Source organism: Octadecabacter antarcticus 307 (assembly GCF_000155675.2).
GTDB classification, from domain to species: Bacteria; Pseudomonadota; Alphaproteobacteria; order Rhodobacterales; family Rhodobacteraceae; genus Octadecabacter; species Octadecabacter antarcticus.
In genome coordinates this window covers 4,162,051-4,181,919 of the sequence record NC_020911.1, presented here as the reverse complement: position 1 = coordinate 4,181,919, position 19,869 = coordinate 4,162,051, and the positions used below count along the sequence as shown (strand labels likewise).

General features: G+C 54.7%; 19 protein-coding genes. 5 read left to right on the top strand and 14 right to left on the bottom strand.

Annotated elements, in window-relative coordinates:
• Positions 1-110: 110 nt before the first annotated feature.
• The 3 genes from OAN307_RS21370 to OAN307_RS21360 are packed head-to-tail and all read left to right on the top strand — an operon-like array spanning position 111 to position 2,572.
• On the top strand, positions 111-869 hold the full coding sequence (locus OAN307_RS21370; protein ID WP_044045064.1) for a DeoR/GlpR family DNA-binding transcription regulator: 759 nt from the start codon (positions 111-113) through the stop codon (positions 867-869).
• Positions 870-902: 33 nt separating this feature from the next.
• A complete protein-coding gene (locus OAN307_RS21365) occupies positions 903-1,769 on the top strand; it encodes a carbohydrate ABC transporter permease (protein WP_015501576.1) in 867 nt (288 codons plus the stop codon).
• A complete protein-coding gene (locus OAN307_RS21360; protein ID WP_015501575.1) occupies positions 1,766-2,572 on the top strand; it encodes a carbohydrate ABC transporter permease in 807 nt (268 codons plus the stop codon). Before OAN307_RS21365 ends, OAN307_RS21360 begins: the two co-directional genes overlap by 4 nt.
• A gap of 53 nt (positions 2,573-2,625) precedes the next feature.
• Here the strand turns inward: OAN307_RS21360 and OAN307_RS21355 are convergent, their stop codons facing one another.
• The 8 genes from OAN307_RS21355 to OAN307_RS21320 form a co-directional block, all read right to left on the bottom strand.
• Positions 2,626-3,750: a Gfo/Idh/MocA family protein gene (locus tag OAN307_RS21355; protein WP_015501574.1), complete on the bottom strand. Its 1,125-nt coding sequence runs from the start codon at positions 3,748-3,750 to the stop codon at positions 2,626-2,628.
• Between the two features lie 2 nt (positions 3,751-3,752).
• Positions 3,753-4,808, bottom strand: coding sequence for a sugar phosphate isomerase/epimerase family protein (locus OAN307_RS21350; RefSeq protein ID WP_015501573.1), 1,056 nt, complete (start codon positions 4,806-4,808; stop codon positions 3,753-3,755).
• A gap of 22 nt (positions 4,809-4,830) precedes the next feature.
• Entirely contained in the window at positions 4,831-5,952 is a 1,122-nt protein-coding gene (locus OAN307_RS21345; RefSeq protein WP_015501572.1) for a Gfo/Idh/MocA family protein, read from the bottom strand.
• Positions 5,945-6,709 (bottom strand): sugar phosphate isomerase/epimerase family protein, encoded by a 765-nt coding sequence (locus tag OAN307_RS21340; RefSeq protein ID WP_015501571.1) that lies wholly within the window; start codon positions 6,707-6,709, stop codon positions 5,945-5,947. Before OAN307_RS21340 ends, OAN307_RS21345 begins: the two co-directional genes overlap by 8 nt.
• Before the next feature lie 15 nt (positions 6,710-6,724).
• The gene (locus OAN307_RS21335; protein WP_015501570.1) at positions 6,725-7,804 is read right to left on the bottom strand and encodes an ABC transporter ATP-binding protein; all 1,080 of its coding nucleotides are present in this window, start codon (positions 7,802-7,804) and stop codon (positions 6,725-6,727) included.
• A 4-nt stretch (positions 7,805-7,808) separates the two neighbouring features.
• Positions 7,809-8,705: a carbohydrate ABC transporter permease gene (locus tag OAN307_RS21330; protein ID WP_015501569.1), complete on the bottom strand. Its 897-nt coding sequence runs from the start codon at positions 8,703-8,705 to the stop codon at positions 7,809-7,811.
• A gap of 1 nt (position 8,706) precedes the next feature.
• Entirely contained in the window at positions 8,707-9,624 is a 918-nt protein-coding gene (locus OAN307_RS21325) for a carbohydrate ABC transporter permease (RefSeq protein ID WP_015501568.1), read from the bottom strand.
• Positions 9,625-9,700: 76 nt separating this feature from the next.
• Positions 9,701-10,930 carry an ABC transporter substrate-binding protein gene (locus OAN307_RS21320; protein ID WP_015501567.1) on the bottom strand — a complete coding sequence of 410 codons (1,230 nt, stop codon included), beginning with the start codon at positions 10,928-10,930 and terminating at the stop codon, positions 9,701-9,703.
• Positions 10,931-11,075: 145 nt separating this feature from the next.
• Between OAN307_RS21320 and OAN307_RS21315 the strand changes: the two genes are divergently transcribed.
• A complete protein-coding gene (locus OAN307_RS21315; RefSeq protein WP_015501566.1) occupies positions 11,076-12,104 on the top strand; it encodes a LacI family DNA-binding transcriptional regulator in 1,029 nt (342 codons plus the stop codon).
• On the opposite strand, the gene OAN307_RS21310 is transcribed toward OAN307_RS21315, so the two are convergent.
• The 6 genes from OAN307_RS21310 to OAN307_RS21285 all read right to left on the bottom strand — a co-directional run bounded on the left by OAN307_RS21310 (position 12,101) and on the right by OAN307_RS21285 (position 18,586).
• A complete protein-coding gene (locus OAN307_RS21310) occupies positions 12,101-12,958 on the bottom strand; it encodes a carbohydrate kinase family protein (protein WP_015501565.1) in 858 nt (285 codons plus the stop codon). The two genes, OAN307_RS21315 and OAN307_RS21310, sit on opposite strands and share 4 nt — an antisense overlap.
• A complete protein-coding gene (locus tag OAN307_RS21305) occupies positions 12,955-14,013 on the bottom strand; it encodes an ABC transporter ATP-binding protein (protein ID WP_044044206.1) in 1,059 nt (352 codons plus the stop codon). The genes OAN307_RS21310 and OAN307_RS21305 overlap by 4 nt, the downstream gene beginning before the upstream one ends.
• Positions 14,014-14,015: 2 nt before the next feature.
• Positions 14,016-15,494 carry an argininosuccinate lyase gene (argH, locus tag OAN307_RS21300; RefSeq protein ID WP_044044204.1) on the bottom strand — a complete coding sequence of 493 codons (1,479 nt, stop codon included), beginning with the start codon at positions 15,492-15,494 and terminating at the stop codon, positions 14,016-14,018.
• Positions 15,491-16,372, bottom strand: a complete 882-nt coding sequence (locus OAN307_RS21295) for a carbohydrate ABC transporter permease (RefSeq protein WP_015501562.1) — start codon at positions 16,370-16,372, stop codon at positions 15,491-15,493. Before OAN307_RS21295 ends, argH begins: the two co-directional genes overlap by 4 nt.
• Positions 16,373-17,260 carry a carbohydrate ABC transporter permease gene (locus tag OAN307_RS21290; RefSeq protein WP_015501561.1) on the bottom strand — a complete coding sequence of 296 codons (888 nt, stop codon included), beginning with the start codon at positions 17,258-17,260 and terminating at the stop codon, positions 16,373-16,375. It lies immediately after the preceding gene.
• Between the two features lie 66 nt (positions 17,261-17,326).
• A complete protein-coding gene (locus OAN307_RS21285) occupies positions 17,327-18,586 on the bottom strand; it encodes an extracellular solute-binding protein (RefSeq protein WP_015501560.1) in 1,260 nt (419 codons plus the stop codon).
• Between the two features lie 102 nt (positions 18,587-18,688).
• Here OAN307_RS21285 and OAN307_RS21280 point away from each other — a divergent pair, with 102 nt between their 5' ends.
• Entirely contained in the window at positions 18,689-19,867 is a 1,179-nt protein-coding gene (locus OAN307_RS21280) for an ROK family transcriptional regulator (protein ID WP_015501559.1), read from the top strand.
• Positions 19,868-19,869: the final 2 nt, after the last annotated feature.

Genomic DNA, 19,869 nt, shown 5'->3' with positions numbered 1-19,869 from the left:
AATTGGGCAACCCCCTTGACGATTCTACGTCACTGCGGCTTGTTGGTGGTGATGTAAGCCGTCCGAAACGCCCTGTTCGACAGTTCGTGAGTGGCGCTTTGGAGAGTGCAATGGTTTCGAATTTCAGGCAAAGTGAGATCCTTGATTTTGCGCGCAAAGAAGGCAAGGTCACTGTCGATGGGCTGGCCGAGCACTACAACGTTACAGTGCAAACAATCAGACGCGATCTGTCTGATCTGGCCGAAAGTGGGCGGCTTGAACGGGTACATGGCGGGGCCGTGGTACCATCCGGTGTCGTGAACATCATTTACGAAGAACGTCGCCGCACCAACGAAGCGGGCAAGGCAGCAATTGCCGTCAAATGCGCCCAATCAATTCCACACGGCGCGTCGGTCTTTATGAACATCGGGACAAGCACTGAAGCCGTCGCGCAAGAGTTGCTGGATCATGAAAACCTACTCGTTGTAACTAATAATTTAAATATAGCCTATATATTGGCCGTAAATAGAACATGTGAGATCATTTTAGCAGGCGGTGTGCTGCGGCGTTCGGATGGCGGTATTGTCGGAGGTCTGACGGCAGAAATGGTCAAACAGTTTAAGTTTGATCACTCTGTACTGGGCTGTTCGGCAATCGACGCAGACGGCGACCTGCTTGATTTTGATGGCCAAGAGGTGATGGTCAGCAGGACTGCCATTCAACGATCCCGCAACGTGATGGTGGTTGCCGATCATACTAAATTTCAGCGAAAAGCGCCTCTCACGATCTGCACATTGAATGACGTCGATATTTTGTTCACAGACAATGCGTTGTCAAAAGAACTGACTGCGAATTGCGAAGCTTGGAACACACAAGTAGTGACAAGCTGAGGCATTGATTGGCCACCAAACTGGATCGACACTATGAAAGACTTTGGCAATATCGGCTGGTTATTCGTCGCACCTGCCGTTGTCGTTCTTGGCCTTGTCGGGTTGATCCCATTGATTACCGTTATCAACTATTCACTTTTTGAAATCTTTCTTTTGGATGCTCGATTCTGGGTTGGGACGGAATGGTATGAGCAGATCATTCAATCACGGCGTTTCTGGGTCAGTTTCGGGCGGAGTGCATTGTTTTCAACGCTTATACTCGCCATCCAGATCCCGTTGGGGATCGCGATTGCACTGTGTATTCCCAGACGAAAAGTCTGGGTTGGCATCGCGCTGGTAGTCGTCTCACTGCCATTGCTTGTGCCGTGGAATATGATCCCGTCCCTGTGGCTGAGCCTGCTAAACCCCGAAACAGGTATCTTAGGACGTCTGTTACCATTCCTCGGTTGGTCCGCTGATTGGAAACAGTCGGCAACGCAGACATGGGCGGTCATTATTGCGATGGACGTGTGGCATTGGACAAGTCTTGTTGTGATCTTGTGTTACAGCGCACTCACGACAGTGCCCGCGTCCCATTACCAAGCGGCCGCAATCGATGGTGCCGGTCCTTGGCAGGTGTTTCTCCACATCCAATTGCCAAAGCTTTATCACGTTCTGCTGATGGCCATCCTGCTGCGTTTCATGGATTCTTTCATGATTTATACCGAAGCATTTCCGATTAATGCAGGCGGTCCAAATGGCGCGACAATGTTCCTCGCCGTTGATCTGGGTGAGGACATAAAGGCCTTCAACTATGGCCCGTCCGCCGCTCGATCGGTGCTCTACTTTTTGATCGTGTTGTTCGTTGCGTGGATGTTCACCAAAGCCCAGGCCAAGCTTTATGACGGACGATCCTCATGAACGCCAATCGTTATCTTCCAGCCCTCAAAATGACTGGCCTTCTTATCTTCGTGGTGTTTATCAGCCTGCCGCTGATCCAGATGATATTGATCAGTTTTGTGGCTACGTTGCCGAACCCCGATACCGAAGTCGGCGACCTGACACTGCGCAACTATTCCGCCATCTTTACGAATCCGAATTTACGCGCAGCCTTTGGTAATTCACTGGCCTATGTCGTGATCAATATCTGCATAACCGTGCCTGTCGCGATCCCTGCAGCCTACGCGTTTTCGCGCATTTCTTTTGTCGGGGACAAACACCTGTTCCTTGCTTTTATTGCGCTTCGGATTACCCCACCCGTGGTTCTGACTCTCCCGATTTTTCAGTTATTTTCAGCACTTGGCGTCGTCAATTCGGTCTTCGGGATCGCGTTGGCTCATTGCTTGTTCAACCTCCCTATATCGATTTGGATCCTGCAAGGGTTTATATCAGCCATACCGAAAGAAATGGACGAAACCGCCTTTCTTGACGGATACTCCAGACGGCAAGTGATCTGGAAGTTCCTGCTTCCGCTGATCGTTCCCGGCATCGCTGTCACGGCGTTTTTCTGTTTCATGTTTTCGTGGGTCGAAGTTGTCTTTGCCCGAATTCTGACGACCACAAACGGAAAGCCGATCAGTATGGCGATCAACGCGCTTTTTGGCTTTCAAACTGACATTGGTCTGGTGATGGCTGTAACGGCCGCGTCAATGATACCCGGCGCGATTCTGCTTTTTGCGATGCGTCATCAGCTATCACGCGGCTTTAAGATTGGTCAGGTCTAAGCCAGCTTGTCTCACTTTGCCGGTCGCTGGCGATGCACGTTGCAATGCGCCCGCTAGAGCGCAATCCAAGCCCCACCGTCGTCGGATGATCGTTGGCAGGCATCCACGAAACGCATGCCGTCCAACCCCTGTTTGATGCCTATGACGGCACTTTTTCTGGTTGGTTCACTGTTTGCCGCGATCACCTCTGCGGCTTCGCGGTATAGTGTGGCGAAAGCCTCCAAGTAGCCTTCGGGATGGCCTGCCGGAATGCGCGTCACGGCAGCCGCAGATGGGTGGGCGGCCACCCCACCACGCGTGATCATCTGCGGTGCGTCACCCAATTTTGTGAATAAGAGGATATTAGGGTTCTCTTGTGCCCATTTGATTGACCCTTTGGTCCCATAGATAGCCAAAGTCAGATTGTTTTCATTGCCGACCGCCACCTGACTGGCCCAAATATGACCGCGTGCGCCGCCATCAAATTGCAGTGTGACGCGCGCATCATCGTCGACGGTTCGCCCTGCTACATGGGCCTGCAAGGTGGCGTTCAACCTCGTTGTACGCAGCCCGGTTACAAAACACGCAAGGTTATAGGCATGCGTTCCGATGTCCCCAATCGCGCCTCCGCCAGATTGCGCGGGGTCTGTGCGCCATGCCGCCTGCTTGTTGTCTGGTGCGGGCGCTTCGCTCAGCCAGTCCTGTAGATAATTTGCCTCAACGATCCTAATATTGCCGAGCGCCCCTTCGGACACCATCTGTTGCGCCTGCCGGATCATGGGATAACCGGTGTAGTTATGGGTCAAAAAGAAATGCCCCTTGGACGCTTCTGCGGCAAGCATCAGGCTTCTGGCTTGCGCCAGTGTTGCGGTCATCGGTTTGTCACAGATCACATTGATATCCTGCGCCAGGAACGCTTCTGCGATAGGGCCGTGCAAATGGTTTGGCGTTACGATGGAAACGGCGTCGATCCCATCCGGCCGGGCGGCCTCTGCCGTCGCCATTTCACGGTAGTCAGCGTATGAGCGATCGGCGCTGACCCCTAATATTTCTGCCGACGCATGGGCGCGGGCGGGGTCAGACGCAAAAGCGCCCGCAACCAATTCAAAACAGCCGTCCAGTCGTGATGCCATACGGTGAACACCGCCAATAAACGCACCCTGTCCGCCACCAACCATGCCGAGCTTTAGCAGTGCCATTCTTAAAAACCCATCATATTACGCAAGGCGGTTGGATCCGCATCACCACCCGCAAAATCATCAAATGCCTTGTCCGTCCGACGTATGATGTGATCCGCGATAAACGGCGCACCTTCTGCAGCCCCTTGTTCGGGATGTTTGAGACAACATTCCCATTCGAGCACAGCCCAACCATCAAACCCATATTGCGTGAGCCGCGAAAAGATGCCTTTAAAATCTACCTGCCCGTCGCCAAGGGAACGGAATCTCCCTGCTCGGTCGGTCCAATCTGCGTAGCCTGAATAGACGCCTTGCCGCCCTGTTGGGTTGAATTCAGCATCCTTGACGTGGAACGCGCTGATGCAGTCGTGGTAGATGTTGATAAAGGATAGATAATCCATCTGCTGAAGCAGGAAATGCGAAGGATCATAGGTAATTTTGCATCGGGGGTGATTTTTGAGCGTATCGAGGAAACGTTCGAACGTAGCCCCGTCGAACACGTCTTCGCCTGGGTGAATTTCGAAACCAAAGTCCACGCCCGCGTCGTCGTACACATCCAAGATCGGTTTCCAACGACGCGCCAGTTCCGTGAACGCCTCATCGATAAGTCCGGCAGGGCGCTGTGGCCAAGGATAAAGGTAGGGAAACGCGAGCGATCCTGTAAACCCAACAGCCCCCGTTAACCCAAGGTGTTGCGACGCTTTTGCGGCCTTGGTGACCTGATCAACCGCCCAAATCTGACGTTTGGCGGGGTTGCCGTGCAATGCGCTTGGCGCAAAGGCATCAAACGCCGTGTCATATGCCGGATGCACCGCCACAAGCTGGCTTTGTAAATGGGTTGAAAGTTCGGTGATGGCCACGCCATGCTGTGCGCAAACCCCAGCAATTTCATCGCAGTAGGTCTTGCTAGACGCAGCCTTGTCGAGATCAAAAACCCGCGTATCCCATGTTGGGATTTGCACGCCCTTGTACCCCAGACCCGCGGCCCATTCGACAATGGCGGGCAGGGAATTGAACGGCGCTTTGTCACCCAAAAACTGCGCCAAAAATATTGCTGGACCTTTGATCGAACTACTCATCTTTATCTCCGTTTAAATGCAATCAGGCCAGCAAAGCGCGCGCTTGGTCAGGTCCCAAACCTTCGGGGCGTTCGCACGTGGTCGTCATGGTTATGACCTGACCCGTTTCGCCCGCCGCAAGAATAGCCGTCATCACTTCGACAACATGGGTCGCAAAGTCGCTGCTACAGCGGTGTGGTCGATCCGCCGCAATGGCCAGCGCCATATCCGCCAAACCCGCGCCGCGATAGTTTGCGTGAACGTCCTCGAAATTGGGAATGGCAAACGGATGGTCCCAAGATTTTTCAATCGGTTCACCACCGCGCTCGGTCACGGTTAACACGCCGCCAAACCAGTTAGGGTCAGGAACGTTCATTGTCCCTTCAGTGCCATAAAGCTCCATTGTCGGATGATTGCTGGCCCAAACATCCCAGCTGGACAGCAGGCTGATAATTGCACCGCTTTCAAACGACATGATCGCATGGATCGTCGTGGGGGTTTGCACCGGAACTGTTTCGCCGTAGCGTGGACCGTTCTGGATAATGCGGGTGTCGCTCGCCATACCAGTAAAGCTGGTGACTTTCTTTACTGGGCCAAGCATCTGCACCAAATTGCAAATGTAGTAAGGCCCCAAATCAAGGATTGGCCCACCACCCTTTAGAAAGAAAAAATCGGGGTTTGGATGCCAGTCTTCCATGCCTGATGACATCACGACGGCTGCGCCAGACGTCACAGTTCCAATTGTACTGCTGTCTACAAGGTTGCGTGCAAGCTGGTGGCTGGCCCCCAAAAACGTATCTGGTGCGGACCCGATGCGCAGATTGTTGGCCTTTGCGATGCCGCCAAGTTCTTGTGCCTCGGCAAGACTCAACACGAATGGTTTTTCGGAATAAACGTGTTTGCCAGCCTGCAAAATGGCGCGGGACACTTGAACGTGCGCTGCCGGAACAGTCAGGTTGATAACAAGATCAATATCGTCTGCGGCCAACAAGTCATCGACGGTATGTGCCCGCACATCAAATTCCGTGGCCCGTGCCCGCGCGTTGTCCATATTGATGTCGGCGACAGCCACAATGTCGTAACCCCTGAAAATTGGGGCCAACTGCAAATACGCGGCGGAAATGTTACCGCATCCGATGATGCCAACGCCCAGATCCTTAGTCATGCGTATTCTCCCAAAGGGTTTTGAAAGCGGCTGCTGAGCGGGTTGCATAGCCAATCGGGTCGCTCGGCTTGTCGTGTTCAAGCGCATAAATCAGATCGCTGGATTGATTGCGGCAGGCCTGCAAAAGTGCTGCCCAATCCATCGTTCCCGCACCAAGATCGCACCAGCCGTCTTCGTCAAGGTTGGTGCCGTTTTCGGCGATGTCTTTGACGTGAATGGCCGACAGGCGGCCACCGTAACGCTGGATGAATTCCAATGGGTCACGCCCGCCGCGCACGATCCACGCCAGATCAGCTTCCCATGTGATATCGGGTGCTTTTTCCATCAAAATGTCCAACGGGGTGCTTCCATCGGCCAGCGCCATAAATTCAAAGTCATGGTTGTGCCAGCCAAACGAGATTCCGTGATCGGCGTAGCGTGTGGCTGCAGTATTTAATTGCCGCGCCAGATCGGTGTAACCAGCGGCGGTTGTGGGACGGTCGTTTTCTTCGAGGTAAGGCGCGAAAACCCGGCCTATCCCGAGTGTTTTCACGATATGCATCGTCGCGTCGAAATCAGCCTCAATATCGTCCAGCCCCATATGGCCCGAGGGCATCGAAATGCCATTCGCTTCCATCGCCGCACGGTAGGCGGTTGGATCGCCGTACACGCCGCCATAGCCTTCGATTTTCGTAATCCCCATCGCGGGCAAATGGCCAAGCAATGCAATCTGGTCGCTGCAATCGCGCATGGAATAAAGTTGAAGTGCCAAGGTCATGTCATCGCTTTCTAATTAGAGCCGTAATTCAGTTTTTTTGTCGAACAGATGCAGCCGCGCCGCATCAAATCCGATTGTCAGGGTGTTGCCGGATTTAAGCCCCGATTGGCCGATGGTGCGCACGCGCACGGACTGACCGGCGAAATTGACCCAGACCAAAGTGTCCGACCCCATAGGTTCGACGATATCGATCTCGGCGGTGCCCGAATAAGACGCGCCATGGGCTGCATCGCCTGTCATGATATGTTCGGGGCGAATACCTAGCCATGCTGCACCATCACGCAGCCCACTGTCGGAAAACTCATAGCCACTGACGTCCAGATTGAACCCGTTGCAGCCGAATCTGGTGTCACTAAGCTGACCTGTGAAAAGGTTCATCGCAGGCGAGCCGATAAAGTCCGCCACGTACTTGTTGCACGGTTTGGCGTAGATCCTTTCTGGGGTATCCAGTTGTTCGATCATGCCGTCTTTCATGATTGAAATCCGGTCGGCCAACGTCATCGCCTCAACCTGATCGTGGGTCACATAGATCATCGTGTTTTTCAGTTGCTGGTGCAGCCGTTTCAATTCGACCCGCAGGTCAGTACGCAATTTGGCATCCAGATTTGACAGTGGTTCATCAAACAAGAACACATCAACGTCGCGCACCAACGCACGGCCAATCGCCACACGCTGGCGTTGACCACCCGAAAGCGCGCCGGGCTTGCGATCCAGCAGCGGTTCAATTTGCAGGACATCAGCCGCACGCGCGATCCGTTTTGCAATCTCGGGTTTTGGGACCTTTGCATTCTTAAGACCAAAGCTCAGGTTTCCGCGCACAGTCATCTGCGGATAAAGCGCGTAGGATTGAAACACCATGCCGATGCCGCGATCAGACGGTTCCGCCCATGTGACGTTTTCACCCTTGATGAATATCTGGCCGTCCGACACGTCCAATAACCCTGCAATGCAGTTTAGAAGGGTTGATTTTCCGCATCCAGAAGAGCCGAGGAGAACCAGAAACTCACCTTCGGCAATGTCGAGGTTGAGTTGTTTTAAAACCTTCACGGCCCCAAAGTTCAGGTCCAGATTCTTAATTTCTACAGAGTTTGCCATAAGATCAGCCTTTTACCGCGCCAGCGGCAATACCGCGGACAAAGAGTTTGCCAGAGGCAAAATAAATGAGGAGTGGGACCAAACCCGTCAGCAGCGTTGCCGCCATATTGACGTTGTATTCTTTGATTCCTTGGACCGAATTCACGATGTTATTGAGCTGCACCGTCATCGGATATGTCGACGGTTTGGTGTAAATTACGCCAAACAGGAAATCGTTCCAGATACCGGTGACTTGCAGAATGATCGCGACGACGAAAATCGGCAGCGCCATTGGCAACATAATTTGGAAATAAATCTGCCAGAAACCTGCACCATCCACCCGCGCCGCCTTGAATAGTTCTTCGGGCATCGAGGCGAAGTAGTTTCGAAACAACAGCGTCAGGATCGGCATACCAAAGATCGTATGCACCAGAACCAGCCCGCCAATAGACCCCATTAATCCGATTTCACGTAGCAGTATCACGATCGGGTACAGCATGGTTTGATAAGGGATAAACGCACCGATGATCAGGATCGTAAAGAAGACTTCTGAGCCCTTGAATTTCCAGTTCGACAGCGCGTAACCGTTCACTGACGCAATGATGATCGACAGCAAAACCGACGGGATCAGGATGCGGACAGAATTGCCAAAGCCACGCGATAAACCGTCACAATTGATGCCTGTGCAGGCCTCTGACCACGCCTTAACCCATGGCTCAAACGTGATGTCCATCGGTGGGCCAAACACATTGCCCATGCGAATTTCCGGCATGCCCTTGAGCGACGTTACGATCATCACATAGAGCGGCAACAGGTAATACATGGAGACCATGATGAGTGTGCCATAAAGGAAAATATTGGCGCGCGAGAAGGCCTTTTTAGGCTTTGGGCCGCGCGGCCCTTTGGTAGTTGTCACTGTCATATCAGCCACGTTTCCGGCCTCCGAATTCGAGGAACGCCCATGGGATCAGAATGATCACCACAGAACATAACATCATGGTGGACGCCGCAAATCCTTGGCCCAAATTCTGGGCACGGAACATGAATTCAATCACGTATTTTGCGGGCACTTCTGATGACAGTCCTGGGCCACCACCGGTTTGCGCGACGACCAGATCGTAGAGCTTGATGATCCCCGATGCGATCAGCACAAGGGCGGTGATGAACACAGGCCGCATCATCGGGATGATCACCACGACATAGGTTTTGATGGTGCCAATCCCGTCCACGCGCGCTGCTTTCCAGATGTCTTCGTCGATGCCGCGCAAACCGGCCAGCATGATGCACATAATCAGCCCAGTGCCCTGCCAAAGACCCGCGATTAACAGACCGAAGATAACGGTATCGGGATCGTTCAGTGGGTTGAACGTGAAGGTTTCCCAGCCCCAACCGCGCACCACGCTTTGAAGGCCGAACTCGGGGTTTAGAATCCATTGCCATGCAAGGCCTGTGACCACAAACGACAATGCGAAGGGATATAAGAAAATGGAACGGAAAGCGGACTCAAACCGGATTTTGCGGTCGAGGCACGCCGCGAGGCAGAAGCCAATAACCAGCGTTAGGACCAGCGAACAGGAGCCATAAATCCCGAGGTTTTTGATCGAGATGATCCAGCGGTCAGAATTCCAGAGGCGCTCGTATTGATCAAGTCCGACAAATTCGGTTTTGGGCAACATCCGCGAGCCGGTGAAAGAATAAAAAACTGTCCATGAGGTGCCGCCAACGAAAATCACGAGTGCCGTCAGGATCATCGGCAGCGAAGCAAGCTTGGCCATTAGATTTTTGAATAAACGGCGGGGGCGCTTGGCGGGTTGCGCAGGGGGGTCCGGGGCCACGGTCATCGTGTCGGCTCCAAAAATAAAGGAATGTCTAGAATAAGGAATGGCCCGGCGGGGTGCCGCCGGGTTAAATCGTTAATTAGTCAGCCTTTTCGATTAGTTCAGCATAGCTTTCTTGTGCGTCTGCTGCAGGCATATCGCCGGACCAAAACTGTGCCATCAGATCTTCGATCTGTGTTTGCGTATCTGCGGACAAGGACTGGTCGCCTGATGGCAGAACGCCGCCGCTCGCCAAGATTTCCAGACCTTTTTGCATGCAACCGTTTGCAGCCGACATATCGATGTCGCCGCGCACAGGCAGCGATCCTTTGGCAAGGTTGAATGAAACTTGAACTTCTGGAGAGATCAGTAACGCGGCCAGTTCAAGCTGTGCTGCTGTGATTTCCGGATCATCGTTGACGGGGAAATAGAACGCGTCACCACCGGTGTCCAAAACGTCATTCAGACCCAGACCCGGCAGGCAGGAATAATCGACCCCTTCTACCTGTCCAGCAACTGCGAATTCACCCTGTGCCCAGTCACCCATGAGCTGCGCGCCAGCGGTACCCGTGATGACCATATTGGTCGCTTGGTTCCAGTCCTGTACGTTAGACCCAGACGCGAGTTCGCGTGCATTTACCATGGCGTCAAACACTGCGGTGAATTCTGGCCCACGTGCCACGTCCGCGTTTTTGTTAACCGTCACTTCGCGCCAGGCTTCTGTACCAGCGACGGCAATAGTGATCGCGCCAAACGCGAGGTTTTGCTGCCAGCCCTGCTGACCCATCGCTAGCGGCAATGTGCCTGCGGCCCGCAATTCACCTGCAGAATCTACGAATTCGTTCCAGTCCGCTGGCACGTCCAAGCCAGCATTTTCGTATGCTGCGTGCGACAGCCACATCCATTGACCGGAGTGGATATTCACCGGAACGCAATAGATCTTGCCGTCCAATGTGCAGCCCTCAAGCAATGAGGATGGGTTGACGATATCGGCCCAGCCACCCGCTTCTGCGACTTCGCTCAGATCGAGCAGCAGACCAGCTTCAATTAGCTCTTCGGCTTGCCGTCCATGGTTCATTTGAGTTGCTGCCATCGGGTCTCCACCAATAATGCGCGAAATAATGATTGGGCGCGCTGTTCCGCCGGAACCTGCAATCGCACCATCAAGCCATGTGTTGCCGGTCGCATTCCATGCTTCAGCAAACTTAGTCACAGCAGCCGCTTCGCCGCCAGATGTCCACCAATGTGTAACTTCCAATTCTATCGCTTGGGACGCAGATGCAACCGTGAGTGCGGTCCCTACCAATAGGGACTTCAAGGTTTTAGACATTATTTTCCTCCCAGAAAACGCGGGTTTCCGCCAATGGTTTTGCGATTGCCGCCTCTGCAATCGATTACATAAGGCATTGCCGACGATGGGCTTGTCAACAGTTTATGTAATCGATTACATCTGACCCAACTGAAAATGGGGCGTCATGGCACTGAAAACTTCAACACTTCAAGACGTTGCTCGCGTTGCAGGGGTTTCGACGGCGACCGTTTCGCGCACTCTTTCAAACCCCAATGTAGTATCCGAATCGACCAAGATCCGCGTTTCTGATGCTGTCCGCGAGACTGGTTACCGCATCAATCGTGCCGCGCGAAACCTTCGTACACGACGGTCCCATTCGGTTTTGGTCTTACTGCCCGATCTGGCCAACCCGTTCTTTTCAACGATCCTTGAAGGCATCTCTCGCCATCTTTCAAGCAAACGGTATTCGATGCTGATCGCCAGCACCAAACAGGTGCATGACAGTGGCGAACGCTTGATTGATTACCTCGACGATGCGCGGGCTGATGGAATGATAATTTTGGATGGTGGGCTAAGCCCCGACGTCGTTGCATCTTTGGAAAATGCACCACAGGCGGGACGCATCCTGTTCGCCTGCGAATGGGTCGATGCCGCAGATTTCCCCTCTGTTCGCAGTGAAAATCGTCGCGGGACCCGCGCAGCAGTGAATCATTTGTATAGCCTTGGACATCGCAAGATTGCCCATGTGACCGGCCCCGAAGGCAACGTACTCATGCACACGCGCAAGGACGCTTTTGTCGCTGAAATTGCAGCTCTCAAACTTGACTTAAAACCGGACTGGATCATTGCCGGTGATTTCTCACTTGCCGCTGGATGCAGTGCAGCAAAGGTATGGATCACGATGAACGACCGCCCCACCGCTGTGTTTTGCGCATCTGACCAACTGGCGATGGGGTTTATCGCTGAATTGGTGCGCCATAACTTCAAAGTACCTGACGATGTCTCGGTTATGGGTTTTGATGACATCGATCTCGCCGAACAATTCATCCCGCCGCTTACATCGATCAGGCAAGACCGCCACCTTATCGGTGAGACCGCCGCAACCATGCTTATGGAGCGTATTGAATCCTCGGATGGGATCGGCAAAGAGCACGCAGCAGTGGTACCCGTTTCTTTGGTCATTCGTGGCAGCACGTCTCCGCCACATACTTAAACGTGCTGAGGGAAGCCTATTCCACCTACGATCTGCACGGCAGCTGACCCACAAGCGTTGCCTTTGGCGAGACAGTCTCGCAACGGGGCATGTTCCAACCAGCGCGACAAAAAGCCCGCATTAAAGGCGTCGCCCGCACCAGTCGCGTCGCGTACCTGCACGGGGGATTTTACTGCGCAATTGGTCCACGCGCTGTCATCTATCAGTCGTGCGCGCGCGCCTTTGTGGCCGCTTTTGACAACGGTGAGGCGCGCGCAGGTCTGTGGTATGCCAAGCAACGCAAGGGCAGCAATTTCGCTTTCGTTTGGGAGAAAAACATCCACAGCGGCGATTAAAGCGGTCACGTCGGGATCATAGGAATCCTGCCAGCCACAGTCGAGAGAGACCGTTAGTCCCGCCGCGCGCGCATGATCAAGCAGGGCAGGGGAGTCCTGCAACGTGCGCAGTTCGCCAATGTGAAGATGTGCGAAATCAGCGAAGTTTATTGCGCTGAAGTCTGGAATGGCTTGGCCTGCGGCGCGGGTAAGAAATGCACGGTCGCCTGCGGTTGCGATGGCCACGGTAATTTGTGGGTCAATCCCGTTATCGGCTGGTTTGCAGGCGGTCGCATCAACGTCGTGCGCGGCCATGTCTGCCAGCACAATGGTGTCAAACGGCGTCGCGGGAAGGTTTGAAAATTGCCGGACGGGATAACCGAGGGCCGCCAAGGTCGCGCCTGTTATGAACGCACCTCCACCCGCGTGAAGCGACAGGTTGGGGGCAAAAACTTCGGTCCCGAGGGTTGGCAGCCGTGGCGCGTCAGCAAAGACCATATCGCAATAGAGCCTGCCCGCGCAGAGGATTGGTTTCCTCACTTCAGCGCCTCACCGGTTGCGGTGTCAAAAACGTGCAGGTTTTCGGGATCAGCGCCAAGTTCCACTGTTTCGCCCACGTCAGGTGGGTGCCGACCATCGGCCTTGGCAATGATTTCGCCAGACGGGGTATCGACGTAGATCAGCGTTTCGGAGCCAAGCGGTTCGCGCACTGTGACGGTGCCGGTCATGATTGGATTGGAGCTGCCAGTATACAGATCATCGGGACGAACGCCGAGCAAAATGTCCGTGCCAGACGGCGCGCTAAGCGTTGGTACGTTGATGTTTTGGCCGTTTTCAAGGGTTACGACCGTTCCGGTTATTTTGCCGCCCAGCAGGTTCATCGAGGGCGCACCGATAAAGCGCGCGACGAATGTGTTGGCGGGTTGATGAAAGACCTCAGCCGGGGTGCCGACCTGTTGAATATAGCCGTCTTTCATGATGACGATCCGGTCTGCCATGGTCATTGCTTCGACCTGATCATGGGTCACGAAGACGATGGTATTACCGACGCGCTGGTGCAGCTTTTTGATCTCAAGCCGCATCTGCGTGCGCAGTTGCGCATCGAGGTTCGACAGGGGTTCATCAAACAGAAATACGGCAGGATTGCGCACCATGGCGCGCCCGATTGCAACACGCTGGCGTTGACCGCCTGACAGCTGGTTGGGTTTGCGATCAAGCAGGTCAACCATATCAAGGATACCCGCAACCTCTTGTATTCGTTTTTCTTTGTTTGCCTTTGGCATCTTGGAAGACCGTAGTCCAAACGCGATATTTTTCTTCACCGACATGTGCGGGTAGATCGCGTAATTCTGGAACACCATGGCGATGTCGCGTTCTTTGGGTTCTAGGTTGTTGACCTCGCGTCCGCCGATTTCGATGATGCCGGTGGTGGTTTCCTCCAAGCCGGCGATGATCCGCAAGGTGGTGGATTTGCCGCAGCCTGACGGACCGACAAAGACCACGAATTCGCCGTCAGCGACGTCCAGCGTGATGTCATGCAACACCTCAGTTTTTCCGTAGGATTTTGTCAGGTGGCGAAGGGCGAGGTTGGCCAAGGTCAGGTCTCCTGCAATTGGGCGAAGGCGGTGTCGCGGGTTTTTTCGGCGTCAGAAATCCGCAAAATGCGGGTGGCACACAGCGTACACACAGTGTGCACATCATGTGCACTGTCGGTAAGCGCTTTGGCGAGGGCTGCGGGGGCAGGGCCACCGATCCGGTCCCGCCTTGCGACGAATGTTTCGGGGCTGGTGGCGGTCCGAAACGCGGATTCATCCATCGCGGGGGCGCGGCCCGTCGCAGTCTGGAATGCGGCGCGAAATGTGTCGAAGCCGTCCGAAAGTGGAGTGCCGTTCAAGGACTGTGCAATCCGGGCGGCGATTTCATGGGCTTGGCGAAATGTCAGGCCTTCGTCACGCACGAGGCTGTCGGCGAGTTCCGTAATGGTGATGCTGGCGGCGTCGGTGTTGCGGCGCACGTTGGCCGCATTGATCGAACAAGCGGGCAGAAACGCGCGGAGCAGGTCAAGCACGCGCCCACCACTATCAAAGGCGGCATAGCCCGCTTGTTGCACTTCGCCTTCACTGTCGTTCATGTCGGTGAACGGCGTGTTGTGCATTGTGTTCACCACCATGTCACAGCGCCCGCAGGTGACGGATGCGAGGTGGCGCATATGTTCAATCGGAACCGGATTGCGTTTTTGCGGCATGATCGAACTGATCTGCACCAGCGCGTTTGGGACGTAAAGCTGGCCAACCTCAAAGCTCGACCAGAAGGCGAGGTCTTGGACGACGCGGCCCAGATGTAGGAACACCAGTTTGATCGCAGAATACAGTCCGGTGACGTAATCCACCGACGCGATGCAGCCGTAGGAATTTACCAGTGGGCCGTCGAACCCCAGCAGGTCGGCAATGCGGGTGCGATCGATTGGAAAGCCGGATGTGGTAATCGCTGCGGCCCCCATCGGGCAGTGGCCAAGATTGTCGATGGCGGCGGACAGGCGGGTCGCATCACGGTTCAACACTTCGATCATCGCGGCGAGGTAGTGGCCGAACGTCGTTGGCTGGGCAGGTTGGCCATGCGTGTAGGCGACGATGAGGGTGGCTGATTCAGCGCGCGCCTTTTCGATCAGCGCGGTTGTCAGGGTCGTGATCTGGGTCAGCATGGTTCCAGCGCGGGTGCGCAGGGCCATTTTGAACAACGTGTGATCCATATCGTTGCGAGACCGCGCGGTGTGCAAGGCACCGCCGAGGTCGCCCAAGCGGGTGCGCAGTTCAGCTTCGACGTAGAAGAAGTAGTCTTCGTGTTCGCCAGTGTAGCTGAGCGCAGAGATGTCGGTTTCAGTGTCTATCGCGTGCAAGGCTTGCGCGATTTTCGCACCGTCCGCGCGCGGCAGGATGCCGGTTTCCACCAGCATGACCAGATGGGCGCGATTGATCGCCGCCATATGCCCCGCGTAGTGGGTTTTCACACCCTCGAACAGCGGTGCAAGGACGGTGGTTTTGTAGGTTGGATCGGGAAATGTGCTGTTGTCTATCATCCCTTTAGCCCCGCCATGACGACGCCGCGGATGATGAAGCGTTGGAAGATCAGGAAGACGACCAGCGTTGGAATGGTCGAAATTGCAGCGCCTGTCATGATGAGTTCCCATGCAACGTCCGCTTCGTCGCCAAAGCCCGACAGACCCACAGGGATCGTGTACATGTCGACCGAATTGGTGACGATCAGCGGCCACAGGAACGCGGTCCAGTTGCCAAGGAACACAAAGATAGCCAATGCAGCCAGCGCAGGTTTGACCAGCGGCATTGCGACGGTCCACCAGATTTGCAGCTCATTCAGGCCATCAATGCGGGCGGCTTCGATGAAATCATCGGGGACGGATTCAAAGAATTGTTTCATCAAGAATGTCCCAAATGCCGTCATCAAACCGGGGAACATGATGCCCCAATAACTGTCAAGCCAGCCGAAGGTTTGCGACATTAGATACCACGGGATCACCAGCATTTCGGTCGGGATCATTAAGGTGGACAGAATTGCGATGAAGACAATTTTGCGGCCCGGAAAGCGGAATTTGCACAGGGTATAGCCTACAAGGCTGTCAAACAGCAGGTTACAGATTGTGGTGATCGTGGCGATGATCATTGAATTGACAAACCACCAGTAGAACCGCCCGTCTTCGAGGACATAGGCGTAATTATCCAGTGTCGGATCTTTGGGGATCAGGTTGACGTTGTAAACTTCGTGCGGCCATTTCAGGGAGGTTGAGATCATATAGGCGATGGGCATGACCATCAGGATTCCGCCGATGAATAGCAGGAACCAGCGGATAATCTGACCCATGTTGCGGGGACGTTTGGTGGGTGTCGCCGTGAGCAGGGCTTGCGATGATGCGCGGGGGATATCGGGGGCGGCGACCATCTAATTGCTCCTCAATAGGCGGAGCTGGACAAGTGAGACGACCAACAGGACCGTAAACAGCACCACGGTTTGGGCGGCCGCATAGCCCATATCAAAGCCGTTGAACGCGGTGTCATAGATCATCAGCACGATCGGTTTGGTGGCGTTCAGTGGCCCGCCGGGGTTGTTGGTGGTCATGTTAAAGACGTGGTCGAAAATGCGCAAAAAACCGATGGACGAAAACACGACGATGAACACGATTGTCGGGCGCAGAAGTGGGATTGTGATCTGGGTCAGAACGGTGAACCAACCGACGCCGTCAATTTTGGCGGCCTCGTAGTAACTCGTCGGGATGGCGCGAATTCCGGCCATAAAGATGATGACCTGAAATCCGAGGCCCGCCCAGACTGCAGGGGCGAGAACAGCGGGCAGCGCGTTGGTGGTGGATTGCAGGAATTTGATTTGCGGGATGCCGAAGTTGGCCAAGATGTTGTTGAACAACCCGATTGGCACGTCCTGATAGAACCAGCGCCAGACCCACGCCATTGCAACGGCACTGGTCATGAACGGCAAGAAATACAGCATCCGCAAAAAGCCGTGCATGAAGCGCAATTTGTCGAGGTGGTAGGCGATGATGAACGACAACACGAGGCTGAGGGGCGTGCCGAGCAGGAGGTAGACAAACGTGTTCTGAAAAACCTTCCAGAACACCGGATCGTTCCAAAGCTTGTCGTAGTTTTCGAGGCCCGCCCACGTGCGACTGCCGAGCAGGTTCCAGTTCTGAAAACTGATCAGGATCGCGTTGCCAGTCGGATAGAACCGGATGACGGTGTAAAACAGAACGGGCAGCGCCAGAAAGGCCCAAGCCCAGACAATTTGTTTCTGGCGGATGGTCAGATTGCGATACATGAAATGTGCCCGTTTGCAGCGTAAAGCGACCGCCCCAACTTGTCGTCGGGGCGGCGCAGTTCGTATTTATTCAGCGTAGTATTCGTCGAGGATTTTCTGTTCGGCCTCGGCTGCGATTGCAAGGCTTTCGGCTGGATCCATGTCGAGCAGCTGCACGCGCTCGACCATTTCAACCAGAACCTGACGCTGGGCACTTTCATTCACAAACTTCGTGGTGTTTGCGTAGGCTAGACCGCGAATGAACGGCCCGAAGACGTCATCATTGGCGTTTTCTTCGGTCATGCCGACGGATGGTTTCGCGGGCAATTCACCTACGACATCAAGCCAGATTTGCATCGCTTCGTCCGACGTCAGATATGCCATGAACAAAACAGCGGCGTCATATTTCGCACCCTCTGCTTTGGTTGTGATCGCGTTGACCCAGTAAGACGAATAATTCGACTGCACGCCGTCCATTCCTGCGGGAAGTTCTGCGACGCCCCATTCGAGGCCCCGAATATCAGCAAGTGAGCCGATGCGGAACGATCCATCGATGTGCATGCCCGCAAGTCCGGCTTTGAACGCGGCCTGTGGTTCATCCATGAACCCGATTGAGGTGACAGCATCTTCGTTCAGGAACATGTTGGTGTAGAAATCTAAAGCCGCGACGCCTGCTTCGGTATTGTAATTCACCGTGCGATAATCATCCACGTAGGGTTCGCCGCCGAATTGACGCACCAGAACTTCGCGCCACCAGTGGTGATCCTGTGCGGTCATGCCTGCGGTCAATCCGACAGTGGTCAAGTTGCCAGCACCATCACGCTGGGTCAGGGCCGCTGCGGTTTCCATCAATTCATCAAGTGTTGCGGGCGGGCCGTCGATGCCTGCCGCCGCAAAAAGACGTGTGTTGTAAAACAACGCAAGGCTGCGCACGGCTGTTGGCAGTGCCCAGTAATTGTCACCATCCTTCATGGCTTGCACCATCGGGAAGAAGTCCGCGTCGATCTGCGCAACTGGGAACGTGTCGGATGGCAAGGGCTGGATCAGCTCTGCTTCGACGTAATCGTTCAACCAGCCGTAAAACAATTGCACGACATCGGGGCCTTCACCTGCGGGGATCGCTGCGGCGACCTTGGTGCGGTAATCGGCGTAGGGGAAATGCGTCATCGTCACGTTGATGTCAGGGTTTGCTGCTTCGAAATTTTCGATCAACTGGTCCATAGCATCAACGCGAGCGCCGAAGAAATATTGCCAGTACTCAATTTCAACCGCATGTGCGGTGCCCGCAAAGAGCGTAGCTGAGGATGTCAGTCCGGCAAGAACCAGACCTTTCAAATTCGCTTTCATCTCGTGTCTCCCAACAAATTAGTTGCAGCCCGTAATCGGACTCGACCTATGAGTTAACTCAATTGGATTGATAATTCAAATTATTTGAGTTAATCCGTTTGCATGGTTGTTATCCCCTTTCAGAAAGGCAGCAATGCCGAACGGTCGCGGTCCCGCAATAAGCAGGCGGTTTTGGTACAGGTGCGCGGGGCTGGCACGATTGGGCGGGCCGAAATCGCGCGCGCACTTTCACTGACCACACAGACCGTGAGCAATATTATCGCGGAGCTGTTTGACGACGGGATGCTTCTGGACAAAGGCCGGTTGAGCGCTGGGCGTGGTCTGCCTGCCATTCAATACGCGCTGAACCCCGAAGGGGGGTATGCCCTAGGGATCGAAGTGCGCCCCGACGCGGTGTTTGCTGCGTTGTTGGACATGCAAGGCCGCAGCGTATCGAGCGAGCGTATTGCCCTGCAGCAGAACCATCCCGAGGTCGTGCTGACCCATGTCAAAGCGCTATACCGCCGCGCATTGGACAAAGTTCCAACAGCAAAAGGCCGGATGCTGGGCGCAGGCATCGTTATGCCGGGTCCGTTGGGCGTGACGGGGATTGCGGGAATGGAGTCCGATTTGACGGGGTGGCAAGAAGTCGATGCAGCAGCGCTGTTTACCGACGCCACGGGATTGCCTGTGATGCTGAGCAATGACGCAAATGCTGCCGCGATTGCGGAGCGATTGAACGGTGTGGCGCAAGACATCGCATCTTTCGCCTATCTTTATTTTGGGGCTGGTTTGGGGCTGGGCCTTATTCATCAGGGACAGTTGGTCAGCGGGGCGTACGGCAACGCGGGTGAAATCGGGCATATCCCGATCCCCGATTCTATTTATGGTCAAAGTGGCAAACTGGAAGACGCGTTAAGCCGACTTTCGGTTGAGCGTCATTTGCGGGCAGCAAACAAGGCGGCCGACAGGATTGACGCGCTCGAACAGCTGTTTGAACAGCGCGACCCTGATCTGTTTGCATGGCTGGACACGGCGAGTGATGCGCTCGGCCATGCGATGGTGATCGTTGAAAATCTGTTTGATCCGCAGACTGTCGTATTGGGTGGTGCGATGCCTGATGCGATCCTTGATCATTTGGTGGCCCATGCGCCGTTGCCCAGCTTGTCCGTATCAAACCGACCACAGGCCCCGTTTCCGCGTTTGATGCGTGGCGCGTCGGGGCGGATGACGGCGACCTTTGGGGCTGCCGCGTTGATCCTGAACCGAGCGCTCAGCGCGCCAATTTCACACACACACTAAGG

Excerpts from the sequence above, each read along its gene's own strand:
- OAN307_RS21370 (WP_044045064.1), top strand. The coding sequence starts at position 111 with ATGGTTTCGAATTTCAGGCAAAGTGAGATCCTTGATTTTGCGCGCAAA.
- OAN307_RS21365 (WP_015501576.1), top strand. The coding sequence starts at position 903 with ATGAAAGACTTTGGCAATATCGGCTGGTTATTCGTCGCACCTGCCGTT.
- OAN307_RS21360 (WP_015501575.1), top strand. The coding sequence starts at position 1,766 with ATGAACGCCAATCGTTATCTTCCAGCCCTCAAAATGACTGGCCTTCTT.
- OAN307_RS21355 (WP_015501574.1), bottom strand. The coding sequence starts at position 3,750 with ATGGCACTGCTAAAGCTCGGCATGGTTGGTGGCGGACAGGGTGCGTTT.
- OAN307_RS21350 (WP_015501573.1), bottom strand. The coding sequence starts at position 4,808 with ATGAGTAGTTCGATCAAAGGTCCAGCAATATTTTTGGCGCAGTTTTTG.
- OAN307_RS21345 (WP_015501572.1), bottom strand. The coding sequence starts at position 5,952 with ATGACTAAGGATCTGGGCGTTGGCATCATCGGATGCGGTAACATTTCC.
- OAN307_RS21340 (WP_015501571.1), bottom strand. The coding sequence starts at position 6,709 with ATGACCTTGGCACTTCAACTTTATTCCATGCGCGATTGCAGCGACCAG.
- OAN307_RS21335 (WP_015501570.1), bottom strand. The coding sequence starts at position 7,804 with ATGGCAAACTCTGTAGAAATTAAGAATCTGGACCTGAACTTTGGGGCC.
- OAN307_RS21330 (WP_015501569.1), bottom strand. The coding sequence starts at position 8,705 with ATGACAGTGACAACTACCAAAGGGCCGCGCGGCCCAAAGCCTAAAAAG.
- OAN307_RS21325 (WP_015501568.1), bottom strand. The coding sequence starts at position 9,624 with ATGACCGTGGCCCCGGACCCCCCTGCGCAACCCGCCAAGCGCCCCCGC.
- OAN307_RS21320 (WP_015501567.1), bottom strand. The coding sequence starts at position 10,930 with ATGTCTAAAACCTTGAAGTCCCTATTGGTAGGGACCGCACTCACGGTT.
- OAN307_RS21315 (WP_015501566.1), top strand. The coding sequence starts at position 11,076 with ATGGCACTGAAAACTTCAACACTTCAAGACGTTGCTCGCGTTGCAGGG.
- argH (WP_044044204.1), bottom strand. The coding sequence starts at position 15,494 with ATGATAGACAACAGCACATTTCCCGATCCAACCTACAAAACCACCGTC.
- OAN307_RS21295 (WP_015501562.1), bottom strand. The coding sequence starts at position 16,372 with ATGGTCGCCGCCCCCGATATCCCCCGCGCATCATCGCAAGCCCTGCTC.
- OAN307_RS21290 (WP_015501561.1), bottom strand. The coding sequence starts at position 17,260 with ATGTATCGCAATCTGACCATCCGCCAGAAACAAATTGTCTGGGCTTGG.
- OAN307_RS21285 (WP_015501560.1), bottom strand. The coding sequence starts at position 18,586 with ATGAAAGCGAATTTGAAAGGTCTGGTTCTTGCCGGACTGACATCCTCA.
- OAN307_RS21280 (WP_015501559.1), top strand. The coding sequence starts at position 18,689 with ATGGTTGTTATCCCCTTTCAGAAAGGCAGCAATGCCGAACGGTCGCGG.